This is a genomic window from Curtobacterium sp. WHRI 8282 (assembly GCF_040223925.2).
Classification (GTDB): domain Bacteria; phylum Actinomycetota; class Actinomycetes; order Actinomycetales; family Microbacteriaceae; genus Curtobacterium; species Curtobacterium flaccumfaciens.
Window position 1 is genome coordinate 962,631 of the sequence record NZ_JBEHCD020000001.1, and the last position, 14,331, is coordinate 976,961.

Sequence of the window (14,331 nt, forward strand, 5' to 3'; positions counted from 1 at the left end):
GAGCGCCCGGTCAGGGCACCCAGACGACGATGCCGCGCAGGTCGTGGAGCACGGCGGCGAGCCCGGCGCGCAGACCACGGGCCGCGCGGTCCTCGGTGAAGGTCTCGGGGTCGTAGTGGCTCGACGGGCCGAGGCCTTCGCCGCGGAACCCGCCGCCCGTCCAGTCCGCCGCCGTGACGTTCGACGTCGGCTCGGCGATCTCGGCACCGACGACCAGGAACTGCTGGTGGAGCGCGGTCGGCGAGACGGCCGCGAGCGGGTCGACCATGTGGTTGCCGACGGTGATGACCAGGTCGGGCTCGGCGTCGACGGCGCGCAGGACCGCGGCGATGCGGTCGTCGGCGTCCTTCGCCGAGACGGGGGTGACGGTGACGTCCTCGTCCGCGGCCCACGACTCGACGGCGTCGAGCAGGGTCCGGGTCGGGGCGTCGGCGGCGTCACCGGCGTCGGAGAGCAGCACGACGTCGTAGCCGGCGGGGGCGTGCACACCGGACCACGAACCGGGCTCCGGGTGGATGGTGGCCTCGGGAGCCGGCGGCTGGTCGGGGTCCGAGAACCCGGCGCCCAGGACCCCTGCCGAGGCGTGCGCCGACGCGGTCGCCGTCGGGCCGGTGCCGCCGGTGGTGTCGTCCGACGCCCCGGAGCAGCCGGCCAGCAGGACGGCGCCGGCACCCGCGAGGGCGACGGCGGTCAACAGGACGGTCGTCCGGGTGGCGAGGCGGGTCACGGAACCATGCAAGCACGCCCGCCGGCCGCCCCGGGCCGGGCGGGGGACCTGTCCAACACCCGTCCCGTTGCTGGTCACCGGCTGTTCACCTGCCGGTCGCCTGCGGGCCGGATCGTCTGCGCGTGCCCTCCGGAACCACCGCCGCGCTCCTGCGCGCCCGCCCTGCCCACTCGTCTCCCGCGTCCGCGCTCGTCGCACGGGTCGTCGCCGCGCTCGTGCTGCTCGGGGTGGTCGTGATCGGTGTGCTCGCGGGCGCGGCACCGGCATCGGCGCACGGGTTCAGCTCGGTGGTCTACGCCGACGTCACGTCCACGAAGCCGACGGTCGTGCAGGCGAAGCTCGGGCTCGAGTACGACCTGATGCTCGTCTCGGTGGCCACGAGCGAGCACGACGACGCGCTGCACGAGCAGGGGCAGAAGGCCTGGGACGACGGGGACTTCCCCGGGATGGTGACGGCTGCCGAGGCGCACACCGACGCGATCGGGAAGTACGTGTTCGACCGCTTCACGGTGACCGGAGCCGGCGGGCAGGCCTGCACGGGCACGCTCGACGACGCCGTCACGGTCGACCTGCAGGACGAGGTGCCGTACGCCCACGTGACCGCGGACTTCACGTGCCCCGAACCGTCCGAGACGCAGTCCGGGCACGTGGTGTCGTCCGAGCTGTTCCCGGACGACGAGACCTTCGTGCGCGACACCAAGACGATCGTCACCTACGACGTCGACGACCGGACGGGTTCGGCCACCCTCGACGCCTCGCAGCGCACGTTCTCGACCGAGCAGTCGGCGGGGGAGCGCTTCTGGGAGTTCTTCCGCCTCGGCGCCGAGCACCTGCTGACCGGGATCGACCACATCCTGTTCCTCGTGGCGCTCATCGCCGGGTCGCGTCGACTGCGCGAGGTCGTCTACACGGCGTCCGCGTTCACGATCGCCCACTCGATCACGTTCATCCTCGCCGCCCTCGGAGTGGTCAGCCCGCCCGCGATCGTCGTGGAGCCGCTCATCGCCCTGTCCATCGCCGCGGTCGCCGGCTGGTACCTGTGGCGGCTCTGGCGTCGTCGATCTCGGGCCGACGAGCTGGTGGTCGGCGAGCACGGACACTTCTCGCTCGACCGCGCCGGGTGGACCCGCCTGGCCGTCGTCTTCGCGTTCGGGCTCATCCACGGGCTCGGGTTCGCCGGGGCGCTGGGCATCCACGAGGCGTTCTCGTGGCAGCTGCTCGTCTCGCTCCTCATCTTCAACGTCGGGATCGAGGCCGTGCAGCTCGCGATCATCGTCATCGTGTTCCCGCCGCTCTCACTGCTGCGGCGGAAGGCGCACCGGGTGTCGCTCTGGGTGACGGGTGCCGTGACCGCCGGCGTGTTCGTGATGGGGATGATCTGGTTCGTCGAACGGCTGGCTGCGGGCTGACGCTCGCCGTGGACCCGCTGACAGGTCGAGCTCGTTCCTGAACGGCGACGAACTGTCACTCAGCGTTTACCAAGACGTTTTGCAGTGCATGCAGAGTCTTCCGTGCTGCACCATCCCACGTCTGAGAAACGGACCCACATGAGTCTCCTGTCCGGCGCCACTACCCGGCGCAGAACCACCACCCTCCGCGTCTGCGGAGCCGTCCTCGGGGCGGCGCTCATCGCCGGTGCCTCGATGGTCGGGACGAACGCCGCCACCGCTGCGACGAACACCCCCACCACCAACATCTCGACCGGTGGCCCGATCCACGTCCTGCTCGGCGTCGGCGCGACCGAGAGCCAGCGCATCGCCTCGTGGTACTTCCCCACGAACGTCGCGCAGTCGCTCGAGATCCAGAAGACCGCGTCCATGACGGACGGGGTCTTCACCGACGCCAAGCAGACGATCGCCGCCTCGGAGGCCGCGAACACCGCGGCCGACACGAGCGCGACCGACTCGAACACCAAGAGCATCCCCGGCATCGCCGCCGAGTCGGGCTACATCAACGCCCACGCGACCATCTCGGCCCTCGAGCCGAACACCTCGTACACGTACCACGTCGGTGCGGCGGACGGTTCGGCCTGGTCCGCGTCGTACACCTTCACCACGAAGAGCTTCTCCGGCGACTTCGACTTCCTGTTCTTCGGCGACCCGCAGATCGGCTCGTCGGGCTTCACCGACGACGACGGTGCCGGCTGGGCGGACACGCTCAAGTACGCCACGTCGACCGAGCCGGACGCCGAGCTCCTGGTCTCCGGTGGCGACCAGGTCGAGCACGCCAACAACGAGTACGAGTGGGGTGCGTTCGCCGACAGCAGCGACGTGCTGAAGCGCTACCCGTGGGCGTCGACCATCGGCAACCACGACGTGGGCGGCAAGGCCTACGAGCAGCACAACCAGGTGCCGAACTCCCTGAAGGTGCCGGACTTCTACCCGGGCGGCAACACGACCGCGAACTCGGGTGGCGACTACTGGTACATGTACAAGGGCGTCCTGTTCATCGACATCAACTCGAACGCCTACGCGGCCGGTTCGGACGCTGCCCACGTGAACTACGTGCGCGACGTCATCACCCGTCACGGCGACGACGCGAAGTGGACCACGCTGGTCTACCACCACTCGATCTACTCGCCCGCCGACCACGCGAACGACAAGGACAACCAGCAGCGCCGGTTCGACTTCACGCGTTCGTTCTCGGACATGGGCGTCGACCTCGTCCTGCAGGGCCACGACCACTCCTACTCCCGCAGCTACGCGATCAAGAACGGCAAGAAGGCCAACGTCAACGAGCAGCCCGCTGCTCCGGACGTCTTCTCCGGCCCCGGCGGCGTCATCTACATGACGGCGAACTCGGCCTCGGGCTCGAAGTACTACGACCTCACCACCCCGGACGCCACCCAGGGCGGCTACGGCTCGGACCCGCTCGACCCGACGGGTCAGCGTCACTTCGCCAACTCGGTCGAGAACCAGGAGCACGTCCGCACCTTCGTGAAGGTCTCGGTCACCGACGACAAGCTCGCCGTCGAGAACATCCGTGCCAGCGACTGCACGACGCTCAACTCGGCGGTGCAGCACGGCAAGGTCGACAGCTGCGGCGTGACGCTCCAGCCGACGGCCACGGCCGACCCGGCTGCGATCGGTTCGACGGTCGACAAGTTCAACCTGCACGCCACGCTGCCGAAGACGACCACCACGCTCTCGGTGTCGGCTGCGACGCAGACGTACCGCACCAAGACGCCCGCCACGGTCACCGCGACCATCGGCGGCGGGGTCGGTGCCCAGCAGGGCACCGTGACCTTCCGTGACGGCAAGACGGTGCTCGGGACAGCTCCGGTGAAGAACGGCACGGCCAGCATCACGCTGCCGAGCGCTCTCGCCATCGGCAAGCACTCGGTGACGGCCTCGTTCGTGAACGCCGACACGACCTACTCGGGCACGGACTCGACGACGGCCAAGGCGACGACGGTGACCGTCTCGAAGGCCCCGTCCCGTGCCGTCCTGCAGTACAGCGGCGGGAAGGCGAGCGTGCAGGTCGGCGCCACCGGCTTCCGGGTCGACGGCACCGTGCGGATCTACGAGGGCTCGAAGCGCCTCGCCGACGTCAAGGTGTCGCACGGCACGAACACCTCGGCGCTCAAGCTGAAGAAGGGCACGCACAAGCTGCACGCCGTCTTCCTCGGCACCTCCGAGATCGCCACGAGCACCAGCCCGACCATCACGGTCGTCATCAAGTAGCACCAGGCACGAGCAAGGGCCCCGCGATCCCGATCGCGGGGCCCTTCGCCGTGCGGCCGGGGGTGGGCGCCCTGTCCTACCCGGGACCGGCGCCGCACCGGCTGACGGGAGACCCGAACTCCCTACCCGGCCGCTGGTGAGAGCGACCGGTCAACCTGTGGTGAGCATGCGCCCACTGGCCGGGATTGCCTAGACGGCCAGGTCAACTGCCAGGCTTTGAGCGAATGTTCAGACATTCCTAGGTAATCGCTCTGGGGAAGCGCATACTTCGAGCCACCGAGAATGCGCGCTCGTCGTCGACGTCACCCCGCCTCTCCTTGCAGGAAGAGGCCGGACCATGCAGGCTCGCCATCTCAGACGCAGTTCCCTCCTGGTCGTGTCGGCCGCCGCCGTCGCGCTGATCACCCTCGGCACCGGTGGTGGGGCATCGGCCGCCACGGTCATCGACGGCCCCGTCAACCTCGGCACCGCCTCGACCTACGGCGTCCTCGGCGCGAGCGCGGTCACGAACACCGGCCCCTCCGTGATCAACGGCGACCTCGGGTTGTCGCCGGGGACGTCCATCACCGGCTTCGGCGGCGCACCGAACGGCGTCGTCAACGGCACCACGCACCAGACCGACGCCGCAGCCGCACAGGCCCAGCGCGACACCACCACCGCGTACAACGTCGCCGCCTCGCTCTCCCCGACGCAGACCGGTCTGACCGAGCTGAACGGCCTCTCGCTCTCACCCGGCGTGTACTCCGGCGGCGCCCTCGCCCTGGCGAACAACGGTGCGCTGACCCTGGCCGGCAGCGCGAACTCCGTGTGGGTGTTCCAGGCCGCGTCGACCCTGACCATCGGGTCCGCCAGCCAGATCGTGATCACCGGCGGTGCCAGCTCGTGCAACGTGTTCTGGCAGGTCGGCAGCTCCGCGACCGTCGGCACCGGCGCCCAGTTCCAGGGCACCGTCCTGGCGCAGCAGTCCGTGACCGCCACCACCGGCGCGACCGTGCAGGGCCGACTGCTGGCCCGCACCGGCGCAGTGACCCTCGACACGAACACGATCACGGCATCGAACGGCTGCCCCGCGCCGGGCACCCCGTCCGAGTCGCCGACCATCACCTCGGGCACCCCGTCCGACGGCACCGTGGACGTGCCCTACTCGTCCACCGTGACCGCGACCGGCACCCCGAACCCGACCTTCACCGCCACGGGCCTGCCCGACGGCCTGACGATCGACAGCACCACCGGCGTCATCTCCGGCACCCCGACCACCCCGGGCACGTCGACCGTGACGATCACCGCATCGAACGGCACCAGCCCGGACGACACCAGCGTCGTCACGATCACCGTCCGCGCCCCGGCCCCGGTGCCCACCGCGACGCCCACTCCGACGGCACCCGCAGTGGCACCCACCGGCACCCCGAGCGGCCCCGCAGGCGCCGGCGGTGGTGGCGGCGGCGGAACCGGCCAGCCCACCGGTGAGCTCGCGTTCACCGGCTCGGACCCGACCGTCCCGCTGAGCATCGCCGCCGCGCTGCTCGCCGCGGGTGCGACGCTCATGGTCCTGCTGCGTCGTCGCCGTCGCACCGTCGGCCGCATCTGATCAACCCGCACATCCTCACGGCCCCGCGACCCTGGTCGCGGGGCCGTCTGCGTGCCGTCGCCGGCCCTGCGGTCGGTCCACGTGCCCGTATACCTGGAGGCATGCCGACCGGTCGTGTCTTCGACGACGTGTCACGGGCCTCCCGGCTCGTCGAGGACGACCTGGTCGTTGCCGGGGCGTCCCGAGGGACCCCTCAGGACGCTCCGGCAACGATGAGGTCGGCGAGCGGGACGTCGTCTCGTGCCACGGCTGCGGCGACCTGGCTCAGCGAGCGCTGGTGTGTGCGGGCGTAGCGACGGATCATGTCGAAGGCCTCCTCGACGTCAACCCCGGCCGCACGTGCGAGGTACCCCTTGGCCTGTTCGATGGCGACCCGGCTGTCGAGCGCGCGCTGGAGCTGCTCCGCGGTGAGCGTCGCGTGCTCGAGGGTCCGTTGCTGCAACAGGCTGATGGTCGCGACGTCGGCGAGGGCCTGCGCGGCTCGGGCATCGGCGCCGTTCAGCGCTCCCTCCGTCTCGCGGAACAGGTTCAGCGACCCGACGGTGGTGTCCCGCAGCCGGAGCGGGATGGCATGGACGCCCGCGTAGCCGCGAGCCCTCGATGCCTCGGCGAACCGGGGCCAGTGCTGCCGCAGGTCGTCGGCGTTCTCCGAGGTCACCAGCCGACCGGTGGTCACGGCGGTGATGCAGGGCCCCTCACCGGCGTTGAGCTGGAGCAGACCGATGAAGCTGCTGCGCTCGCTCGTCGACGCGACGACGCGCAGCTCGTCCTGCTGGTCGAGCAGGTGGATCGCGCCCGCGGCGGCGTCGAACAACTCGACCGCCCGGTCGACCAGCGTCTGCAGGACGTCGACCACGTCGTAGTCCGCCACCAGGCTGTCGGTGAGGGTCACGAACGTCTCGACCAGTCGTGCTTCGCGTACCTCGGTCATGTGGAGCGGTCCTTCCGTCGAGCAGGCGGGACAACCGTAACCGAGCAGCGGACACGCGGACCTGTGGCTTGCACCCGGGAGCGCGGCGGCTCTAGCGTTGGAGCAGCAGCCCCAGACCCCGGCCGCCGGAACGTTCCTCCATTCCGTCGACGACCAGGGAATCCATGACGACGCAGCACGCCGGTACCAGCCCGCAGCGGGAGACCAGCTCGAAACCCCTCGCCAGCGGCTACCGGAAGACCGGTTCCCCGGCCGGACCGCGGACCGGCGGCACCTCGTCCTACTCCGCGCTGCTGGCGCAGGTGAAGGAAGCCGGGCTGCTCGAGCGCCGTCGGGGGTTCTACTGGGCGCTGTTCTCCGCGCTCGTCGTGGCGACGGCTGCGTGCTGGGTCGTGTTCGCGTTCCTGGGTGACTCGTGGTTCCAGTTGATCGTGGCCGGCGCGCTGGGTGTGCTGTTCACACAGTTCGCGTTCCTGTCGCACGAGGCCGCGCACCGTCAGGTGTTCGAGTCCCAGAAGTGGAACGACCGCGCGGGCCGCTGGCTCGGCACGTTCCTCGTGGGCCTCAGCTACTCGTGGTGGATGAACAAGCACACCCGCCACCACGGCAACCCGAACACCGTCGGCAAGGACCCGGACATCGCGCCGGACGCGATCCGGTTCCTGCCCGAGGACGCCGCTGCCGTGACGAACGGGCCGCTCCGGCTGTTCGTGCAGTACCAGGGCTGGTTGTTCTTCCCGTTGCTGACGCTCGAGGGGATCAACCTGCACCGGGCCGCCGTCATGTCGGTGCTCCGGGGCACCGGCGGCCGCAGCGACACCCGGGGGCGGGTCCTCGAGGGCATCCTGCTCGTGGCGCGGTTCGCGATCTACCTGACGGTCGTGTTCTGGTTCCTGCCGTTCGGGATGGCGTGTGCGTTCCTCGGGGTGCAGCTTGCCGTGTTCGGCGTGATGATGGGTGCTTCGTTCGCCCCGAACCACAAGGGCATGCCGACGATCGCCCACGACGCGAAGGTCGACTTCTTCTCCCGTCAGGTGCGCACCTCGCGCAACATCCGTGGCGGCTGGTGGGTGTCGTTCCTGATGGGTGGCCTGAACTACCAGGTCGAGCACCACCTGTTCCCGTCGATGCCGCGTCCGGCGCTGAAGCAGGCCCGCCTGCTCGTCCGTGACCACTGCGACACCCTCGACGTGCCCTACACCGAGACCACGCTGCTGCGCTCGTACGGCATCGTCGTCCGGTACCTCAACCGCGTCGGCCTCGCCGCCCGCGACCCCTTCGTCTGCCCGATGATCACCGAACTCCGGATCCACTGACCCCCGCCCCGCCCCGCCCTGCCCCGTGCCGAACCTCCCGAACGAACCCCACCAGCTGCGAGCAGCGGTGGTGGTGAACCCGACCAAGATCGACCAGGCTCGCCTCCGAGCGGTGCTCGGAGCCGAGGAGGGCGCCCACGGATGGGCCGAGTCGCTCTGGTTCGTCACGAGTGCTGACGACGACGGACGGGCTGCTGCACGGGCCGCGCGCGACGCCCACCCGAGCGTCGTCCTCGTCGCCGGCGGGGACGGTACGCTCCGGGTCGTCGCCGAGGAACTCCGCGGCACCGGGACGCCGGTGGCGCTCGTCCCCAGTGGCACCGGCAACCTGTTCGCGCGGAACCTCGGGCTGCCCCTCGGCGACCTGGTGCGCTCCGTCCGTGCGGGCTTCGGCGGGACGGACCGTCCGATCGACGTCGGGCTGGCCGACCTGACCGACCCGTCGGGCACCACGACGTCGCACGCGTTCCTGGTGATGACCGGCATCGGGCTCGATGCGAGCATGGCCGCGGACACGAACGCGTGGGTGAAGAAGCGGTTGGGGTGGGTCGCCTACTCGGATCCCATCGCCCGGTCCGTGATCGGCAACCGGCAGATCCCGGTGCACTACGGGATCGACGACGGCCCGCTCCGCAGCATGAGCGCGCACACGATCATCGTCGGGAACTGCGGCACCCTGACCGCGGGCATCCTGCTGCTCCCCGCGGCTCGCCCGGACGACGGGATCCTCGACGCCGTGGCGTTCCGGCCGGCCGGGTGGTTCGGGTGGACCAAGGTCGGGTACGCCCTGACGCTCAACCGGTTCTTCGCGCGCACCCGGTTCGGGCGGCTCCTGGCCCGGGTGCTGCCGACCTCGCGTGCGCTCCGGTACACCCGGGCACGGACGCTGCGGCTGACCGTCGACACCCCGGAGCGTGTGCAGCTCGACGGCGACGCGTTCGGCGAGGTGGTCGCGGTGTCGCTCACCACGCACCACCACGGCCTGGTGCTCCGGACGGAACCGGTCTAGCCGGTGCTGCCGAGGTCGGCACCCCGGTGCACGACGTCCTCCGCCATGGCCCGGATCCCGCGGCCCGCACCAGCAGCAGCACGTCGCAGGATCTGGAACGCCTCGTCCATGCGGATGCCCCGGCGGTAGGCGAGTGCGCCCTTGGCCTGTTCGAGGAGCACCCGGGCCTCGAGCGCGTCCTCGACCTGTTCCTCGATCGTGGTCGACACCCCGCGGTCGCGCTGTCGGACCAGGGCAGCCGAAGCCGCGTCGGCGAGCAGCTGCATCAGCACGACGTCCTGGTCACTGTGCCCGCGGGTGTGGTCGGCGAAGACGCACAGGGAGCCGATGGTGCGGTCCCGCAGACGGATCGGCTCGGCGAACGTGCCGTGCAGCCCGCGTTCACGCATCGTCGCCGCGAACGCCGGCCACTCCGTCTCGTGCGTGGACACGTCGGGCACGTCGATCGTCTCGCCGTTCCGGTAGCAGTCGAGACACGAGCCCTCGTTCGTCCCGAGCTGCGCTTCTTCGGCCTCGCTGCTGCGCTCGCTCGTCGAGGCGATGACCTGCAGTACACCGGACTGGTCGGCCAGCACGACGCCCGCCTCCGTCGCCGAGGTCCCCTCCACGCATGCCGCGATGACCCGGTCCATGGCGTCGAGCACCTCGAGGTCGGTGTCCAGGGCCGGCACCAACCGATCCGGAAGGTTGATCGCGTCACTGGTCGTCATGCTTCGACGCTACGTCCAGACCGATGGCGCACGGCTCAGCCAGTTCGCGTACCGGACGATCGTCGGGGACCCGTGACGACCCTTCCGCAGACCGCGTCCGTCGAAGTGCGGACTGGTGCGACCCCTGAAGAAGGGTCAGGATGACGCATCAGTTGCACAGAGCAACTGGCAGGTGCTTCACCGACAGAGGAGTCGTCATGAAGAAGTCCATCGCAGCCGCGTTCGCCGCGGTCGCCGTCATCACCGCCGGCGTGTTCGCCGCTTCGCCCGCGTCCGCGCTGCCCGTCAGCACGAAGGTCGTCGGCGGCGAGAAGGCCCCCACCACCTCGTGGGCGGTGCAGCTCGAAGCCTCGGGCGGGAGCATCCCCGCAGGCTACGTCAGCAACTGCACCGGCGAGCAGCTCAACGCCTCGTGGATCCTCACCGCCCGGCACTGCATCGACGGCATCGGCGCGATGAACGTGTACCACTCCAACTCCACCGTTAACCGCGGCGCGGCCGTCGCCGTCGACCGCGTCAGCACCTCGCCGGCGGGTGACATCGCGCTCGTGCACCTGCGGACCGCCTACTCGCTGTCCACCTACGCACCCCTCGACCTCACCGCGACGGCCAAGTCGACCGGCACCGGCACCATCCAGGGCTACGGCCTGCGCGCGAACGCGACCCAGTCCGACGGCCTCTACCAGGCCACCGTGTCGCTCACCGGCGCGAGCACCGACGCCTTCGGCGGTCGTGCCCAGCACCTCACCGGCGTGACCGGCGCCTCGAACCACGGTGATTCGGGCGGCCCGCTGCTCGTGAACGGCAAGGTCGTCGCCGTCTGCTCCACCGGCGACAGCGCCGACCCCGGCGCGAACACCAAGGCCGGCTCGAACTACGCCCTGCTGTCGCAGGCCTCGTCCTGGATCCGCACCACGGCCGGCGTCTGAACCACCTGACGGACTGGAGGCGCGGTGTCAGCTGGCACCGCGCCTCCCGTCCGTCCCCACCCGTTTCCAGAACCGGGGTCGCCTGCTCGGCGTCCGTCACCCACCAGCTGAGCGCCCGTGCGGGCGCCGCGACGACAGTGGGGCCATGAGCCAGTACGAGAAGCGCGATCCGAACACCCTCTACCCGGCACCGCCATACCCGAAGCAGGAGCAGTCACTGCCGGGCGCCGCGTGGAAGATGGACCCGAAGCCCGACCATGGCGAGGAGAGCTACACAGGGCTCGGACGCCTGAAGGGATACCGCGGCATCGTCACCGGTGCCGACTCCGGCATCGGCCGTGCCGCCGCCATCGCGCTGTCGCGCGAAGGCGCGGACCTGGTGCTCTCGTACCTGCCGGACGAGCAGGAGGACGCGGAACAGGTCCGCGACCTGCTCGAGTCCGAAGGCCGTCGCGCCGTGCTGTTCCCCGGTGACATCTCCGACGAGCAGTACTGCACGGACCTGGTGCAGAAGGGGGTCGACGAGTTCGGCGGCCTCGACACCCTGGTCATGGTCGCAGGGCGCATGGAGAGCAACGAGGACATCCTCACGCTCGACACGTCGATGTTCGACTCCACCTTCAAGACCAACATCTACTCGCTGTTCTGGCTGACCAAGGCTGCGGTGCCGCACCTCGAGCCCGGGTCGACCATCGTGACGACCGGCTCGATCCAGGCGTCGACGCCCTCGCCGGACAAGATCGACTACGCCGTGTCGAAGGGCGCGATCAAGCTCTTCACCGAGGCCGTCGCGCAGCAGCTCGCGCCGAAGGGCATCCGCGTGAACTCCGTCGCGCCGGGGCCGGTGTGGACGCCGCTGCAGCCGGGTTCCGACGACGCCGAGACAGTGTCGCACTTCGGGGAGAGCTCGCCGTTCGGTCGCCCCGGGCAGCCCGCCGAGCTCGGTGCCGCCTACGTGCACCTGGTCAGCCCGGAGTCGAGCTACCAGTCCGGGTCGACGATCACGATCGCCGGTGGGACGCCGGCGTTCTGATGTTCGAGGAAGGGGACCACGTGTCCGGAGTGACGCACACCGTGCTGGTCGAGTGGGACGGGGAGGACCGGTCGTCCGAGGCCTCGGCCCTGTCGCGCGAGCACCTGCCACGGATCGAGGGGGTCGAGTCGGTGCAGTCCGGTACGAGCGTGAGCACCGAGGGGCTGGAGGGCGGGTTCCACTGGATGCTCGTCGTCCGGTTCCGCGATCGTGCCGCGCTCGCCGGGTACCTGCCGCACCCGGAGCACCGGCCGGTGGCCGAGTTCATCGGAGCGGCGAGTGCGCGGGTCGTCGTGTTCGACGTCGAGGACGCCGACTGACCGCTGCGGCGGAAGCTGTGTAACGCTCTGGTTGCGATGGCGGTCGAGGGGTTCCGTTGTTCGTGGAGCCTCGACGTACGGTGGACCGGCCATCGCAACGGCGCGGGGGTCACCGGCCGGTGCCGTGGCTCTTCGGAGCCCGCGCCGGTAGGGTCCCCGCCTGCGGGCGGGGACCGTTCGACATCCGCCGACGGAGGGAAACAGACGATGCCCGGCAACCCGAACCCGTTCGTCCACGACGGCGCGAAGATCCTGCTCGGCGAGGCGGGAGCGGCGCACTGCGACGAGTGCGGTGACACCGTCCGGCTCGACCCGCGGATCGGCAGCTGGCGGACGGTGCAGCAACCCGGTCCCCAGCTCCCGCCTGACCGGCAGCGGCGAAGTGTGGCGGGTGCCGCGTGAGCGGCATCGTCCGGACCGCCGGCGTGGCCCTGGGGCTCGTCGCGGCGGTGGCGCTGACCGCCTGTTCCGATTCACCGGCTGCGACGCCGACCCGCACCGTGACGGCGACCGCGACGCCGACTGCACCGGCCGACACCGGTACTCCGACCCCGACCGCTCCCGCGACGGACACAGCGTTCAGCTTGTCGGATCCCGCGACCTGGACCATCTCGACCGACGAGGTCGGACCGATCGCCCTCGGTGGCGCAGTACAGGGCGAGATCGACGACCTGGCAGCCGCCTACACCCGGAGTACGGATGCGTGTCCGGCCAGCCCGGAGACGACGTTCTGGGAGCGAGCCGACGCCCCCGGCCTCATCGTCATCCCCCGCGACGGCAAGGTCGCCGGGGTGACCATCGGTGGGGTTGGGGCGGACCCGGTGACGACGAACTCGCCTGAGACCGACGCCGGGATCGGCATCGGAGCACCCCTGACCGAAGTGCGGTCCGCGTACCCGGACCTGCAGTACACCGGGACCTACGGTGAGGAGCAGGGGCCGTACTCGATGTGGAGCGTGCAGGCTGACGGACGCTACATGACGTTCCAGCTCGGGACGGACGGCGCCACGGTCGCTGCGATCTGGGTGGGGTCGGTCGCGAAGCTGCCGTACGAGTACTGCGCCTGAAGCGTTCGCAGGTCAGAACGTCGCTGCTGGCAGGATGACGGGCATGGCCAGCGCTGTCCGTCTCATCCGGTCCGACGTCCTGAGTGACGCGGCGCAGTACGCGTACGCTTCGACCGTGCCGGCCGGGACCCGGCTCGTGTTCCTCGCCGGGGCCTGCCCGCTCGAACCGGACGGGTCCACGGCGGCGGTCGGCGACTACGCGGGCCAGGCTGCCCTGTGCATCGAGACGATGCGGGAGGCACTCCGAGCCGCCGGTGCGTCGATCGAGGACGTCAGCACCCGGGTGCTCGTGGCGTCCTCGCGGCAGGCCGACCTCGTCGCCGCATGGCAGGTGGTGCGCGATGCCTTCGGCGCGCACGACGTGCCGAGCACCCTGCTCGGGGTCACGGTGCTCGGCTACGACGACCAGCTGGTCGAGATCGAAGCCGTCGCGGCCGTCGCCGACGGTCAGCCCGCGTGACGGCGCGAGGTGTCGAGGCTCCCGCGCTCCCGCGCGCGCCTCAGAAGTCCGGACCCGCTTTGACCAGGGCGATGCCGACACCGACGAGCGCGAGGACGAGGCCGGCCACGAACGTCCGCGGGGACGGGTTCTCGCCGCGGAGCCTGGCCACGACGGGCCCGAGGAGGGCGAGCCGGACCACGAGGTACGCGATCGCGATGATCTCGGCCGCGAGCCCGGATGTGCCGGTCAGCCAGGCGTAGGCGAGGACGGCAGCCGGCAGGAAACCCGAGGTGAGGACGGGCAACGAATCCCGCAGCTCGGCGCGGACGGTCTCCCCGGTGAGTCGATGGTCGCTCCGCGCACGTCGGCCGACCGACTCGGCGAAGGTGTGTGCGAGGAAGGTCGAGAACGCGGTGGCGAGGACGTACCAGAGCCCCCGACCGCTCTCGGCGGTGTCCGGGACCATCGGTGCGATCGTGCCGAGGATCACGATGTTGCCGTACACGAACGCGGTGATGCGGCTCGAGGCGTCCTCACGCGACAGGCGGTTCCTGCCCACGGAAGTCCTCTCGTGCG

General features: G+C 70.5%; 15 protein-coding genes. 11 read left to right on the forward strand and 4 right to left on the reverse strand.

What is annotated here, in order from left to right; genetic code table 11:
• Positions 1-10: 10 nt before the first annotated feature.
• Positions 11-727, reverse strand: a complete 717-nt coding sequence (locus ABRP24_RS04730; RefSeq protein WP_301623911.1) for a hypothetical protein — start codon at positions 725-727, stop codon at positions 11-13.
• Positions 728-849: 122 nt separating this feature from the next.
• Here ABRP24_RS04730 and ABRP24_RS04735 point away from each other — a divergent pair, with 122 nt between their 5' ends.
• From ABRP24_RS04735 to ABRP24_RS04745, 3 genes are all read left to right on the forward strand, one after another.
• Positions 850-2,136 (forward strand): HupE/UreJ family protein, encoded by a 1,287-nt coding sequence (locus tag ABRP24_RS04735; protein ID WP_176708001.1) that lies wholly within the window; start codon positions 850-852, stop codon positions 2,134-2,136.
• A 138-nt stretch (positions 2,137-2,274) separates the two neighbouring features.
• Positions 2,275-4,410: an Ig-like domain repeat protein gene (locus ABRP24_RS04740; RefSeq protein ID WP_349847404.1), complete on the forward strand. Its 2,136-nt coding sequence runs from the start codon at positions 2,275-2,277 to the stop codon at positions 4,408-4,410.
• Between the two features lie 376 nt (positions 4,411-4,786).
• Positions 4,787-5,998, forward strand: a complete 1,212-nt coding sequence (locus tag ABRP24_RS04745; protein ID WP_175474974.1) for an ice-binding family protein — start codon at positions 4,787-4,789, stop codon at positions 5,996-5,998.
• A gap of 193 nt (positions 5,999-6,191) precedes the next feature.
• Here ABRP24_RS04745 and ABRP24_RS04750 read toward each other — a convergent pair whose 3' ends face one another.
• Positions 6,192-6,929: a GAF and ANTAR domain-containing protein gene (locus ABRP24_RS04750; protein ID WP_349847402.1), complete on the reverse strand. Its 738-nt coding sequence runs from the start codon at positions 6,927-6,929 to the stop codon at positions 6,192-6,194.
• Positions 6,930-7,093: 164 nt separating this feature from the next.
• Between ABRP24_RS04750 and ABRP24_RS04755 the strand changes: the two genes are divergently transcribed.
• Together ABRP24_RS04755 and ABRP24_RS04760 are read left to right on the forward strand one after the other, a co-directional pair.
• The gene (locus tag ABRP24_RS04755; protein ID WP_349847400.1) at positions 7,094-8,245 is read left to right on the forward strand and encodes an acyl-CoA desaturase; all 1,152 of its coding nucleotides are present in this window, start codon (positions 7,094-7,096) and stop codon (positions 8,243-8,245) included.
• Positions 8,246-8,318: 73 nt separating this feature from the next.
• Positions 8,319-9,254: a diacylglycerol kinase family protein gene (locus ABRP24_RS04760; protein WP_301599688.1), complete on the forward strand. Its 936-nt coding sequence runs from the start codon at positions 8,319-8,321 to the stop codon at positions 9,252-9,254.
• On the opposite strand, the gene ABRP24_RS04765 is transcribed toward ABRP24_RS04760, so the two are convergent.
• Entirely contained in the window at positions 9,251-9,964 is a 714-nt protein-coding gene (locus ABRP24_RS04765; protein ID WP_349847399.1) for a GAF and ANTAR domain-containing protein, read from the reverse strand. The genes ABRP24_RS04760 and ABRP24_RS04765 overlap by 4 nt on opposite strands.
• A 197-nt stretch (positions 9,965-10,161) precedes the next feature.
• Here ABRP24_RS04765 and ABRP24_RS04770 point away from each other — a divergent pair, with 197 nt between their 5' ends.
• The 6 genes from ABRP24_RS04770 to ABRP24_RS04795 all read left to right on the forward strand — a co-directional run bounded on the left by ABRP24_RS04770 (position 10,162) and on the right by ABRP24_RS04795 (position 13,773).
• A complete protein-coding gene (locus ABRP24_RS04770; protein ID WP_111057501.1) occupies positions 10,162-10,893 on the forward strand; it encodes a trypsin-like serine protease in 732 nt (243 codons plus the stop codon).
• Between the two features lie 145 nt (positions 10,894-11,038).
• Complete coding sequence (locus ABRP24_RS04775; protein ID WP_027467207.1) at positions 11,039-11,926, forward strand: SDR family oxidoreductase; 888 nt, start codon at positions 11,039-11,041, stop codon at positions 11,924-11,926.
• Between the two features lie 20 nt (positions 11,927-11,946).
• A complete protein-coding gene (locus ABRP24_RS04780) occupies positions 11,947-12,246 on the forward strand; it encodes a Dabb family protein (RefSeq protein ID WP_214527155.1) in 300 nt (99 codons plus the stop codon).
• A gap of 207 nt (positions 12,247-12,453) precedes the next feature.
• The gene (locus ABRP24_RS04785; protein WP_071245787.1) at positions 12,454-12,648 is read left to right on the forward strand and encodes a hypothetical protein; all 195 of its coding nucleotides are present in this window, start codon (positions 12,454-12,456) and stop codon (positions 12,646-12,648) included.
• Positions 12,645-13,313 (forward strand): hypothetical protein, encoded by a 669-nt coding sequence (locus tag ABRP24_RS04790; protein ID WP_349847396.1) that lies wholly within the window; start codon positions 12,645-12,647, stop codon positions 13,311-13,313. The genes ABRP24_RS04785 and ABRP24_RS04790 overlap by 4 nt, the downstream gene beginning before the upstream one ends.
• Before the next feature lie 43 nt (positions 13,314-13,356).
• Complete coding sequence (locus ABRP24_RS04795) at positions 13,357-13,773, forward strand: Rid family hydrolase (RefSeq protein ID WP_349847394.1); 417 nt, start codon at positions 13,357-13,359, stop codon at positions 13,771-13,773.
• 40 nt (positions 13,774-13,813) lie between these two features.
• On the opposite strand, the gene ABRP24_RS04800 is transcribed toward ABRP24_RS04795, so the two are convergent.
• Entirely contained in the window at positions 13,814-14,314 is a 501-nt protein-coding gene (locus tag ABRP24_RS04800) for a hypothetical protein (protein ID WP_349847392.1), read from the reverse strand.
• Positions 14,315-14,331: the final 17 nt, after the last annotated feature.

Excerpts from the sequence above, each read along its gene's own strand:
- ABRP24_RS04740 (WP_349847404.1), top strand. The coding sequence starts at position 2,275 with ATGAGTCTCCTGTCCGGCGCCACTACCCGGCGCAGAACCACCACCCTC.
- ABRP24_RS04750 (WP_349847402.1), bottom strand. The coding sequence starts at position 6,929 with ATGACCGAGGTACGCGAAGCACGACTGGTCGAGACGTTCGTGACCCTC.
- ABRP24_RS04755 (WP_349847400.1), top strand. The coding sequence starts at position 7,094 with ATGACGACGCAGCACGCCGGTACCAGCCCGCAGCGGGAGACCAGCTCG.
- ABRP24_RS04765 (WP_349847399.1), bottom strand. The coding sequence starts at position 9,964 with ATGACGACCAGTGACGCGATCAACCTTCCGGATCGGTTGGTGCCGGCC.
- ABRP24_RS04770 (WP_111057501.1), top strand. The coding sequence starts at position 10,162 with ATGAAGAAGTCCATCGCAGCCGCGTTCGCCGCGGTCGCCGTCATCACC.
- ABRP24_RS04775 (WP_027467207.1), top strand. The coding sequence starts at position 11,039 with ATGAGCCAGTACGAGAAGCGCGATCCGAACACCCTCTACCCGGCACCG.
- ABRP24_RS04785 (WP_071245787.1), top strand. The coding sequence starts at position 12,454 with ATGCCCGGCAACCCGAACCCGTTCGTCCACGACGGCGCGAAGATCCTG.
- ABRP24_RS04795 (WP_349847394.1), top strand. The coding sequence starts at position 13,357 with ATGGCCAGCGCTGTCCGTCTCATCCGGTCCGACGTCCTGAGTGACGCG.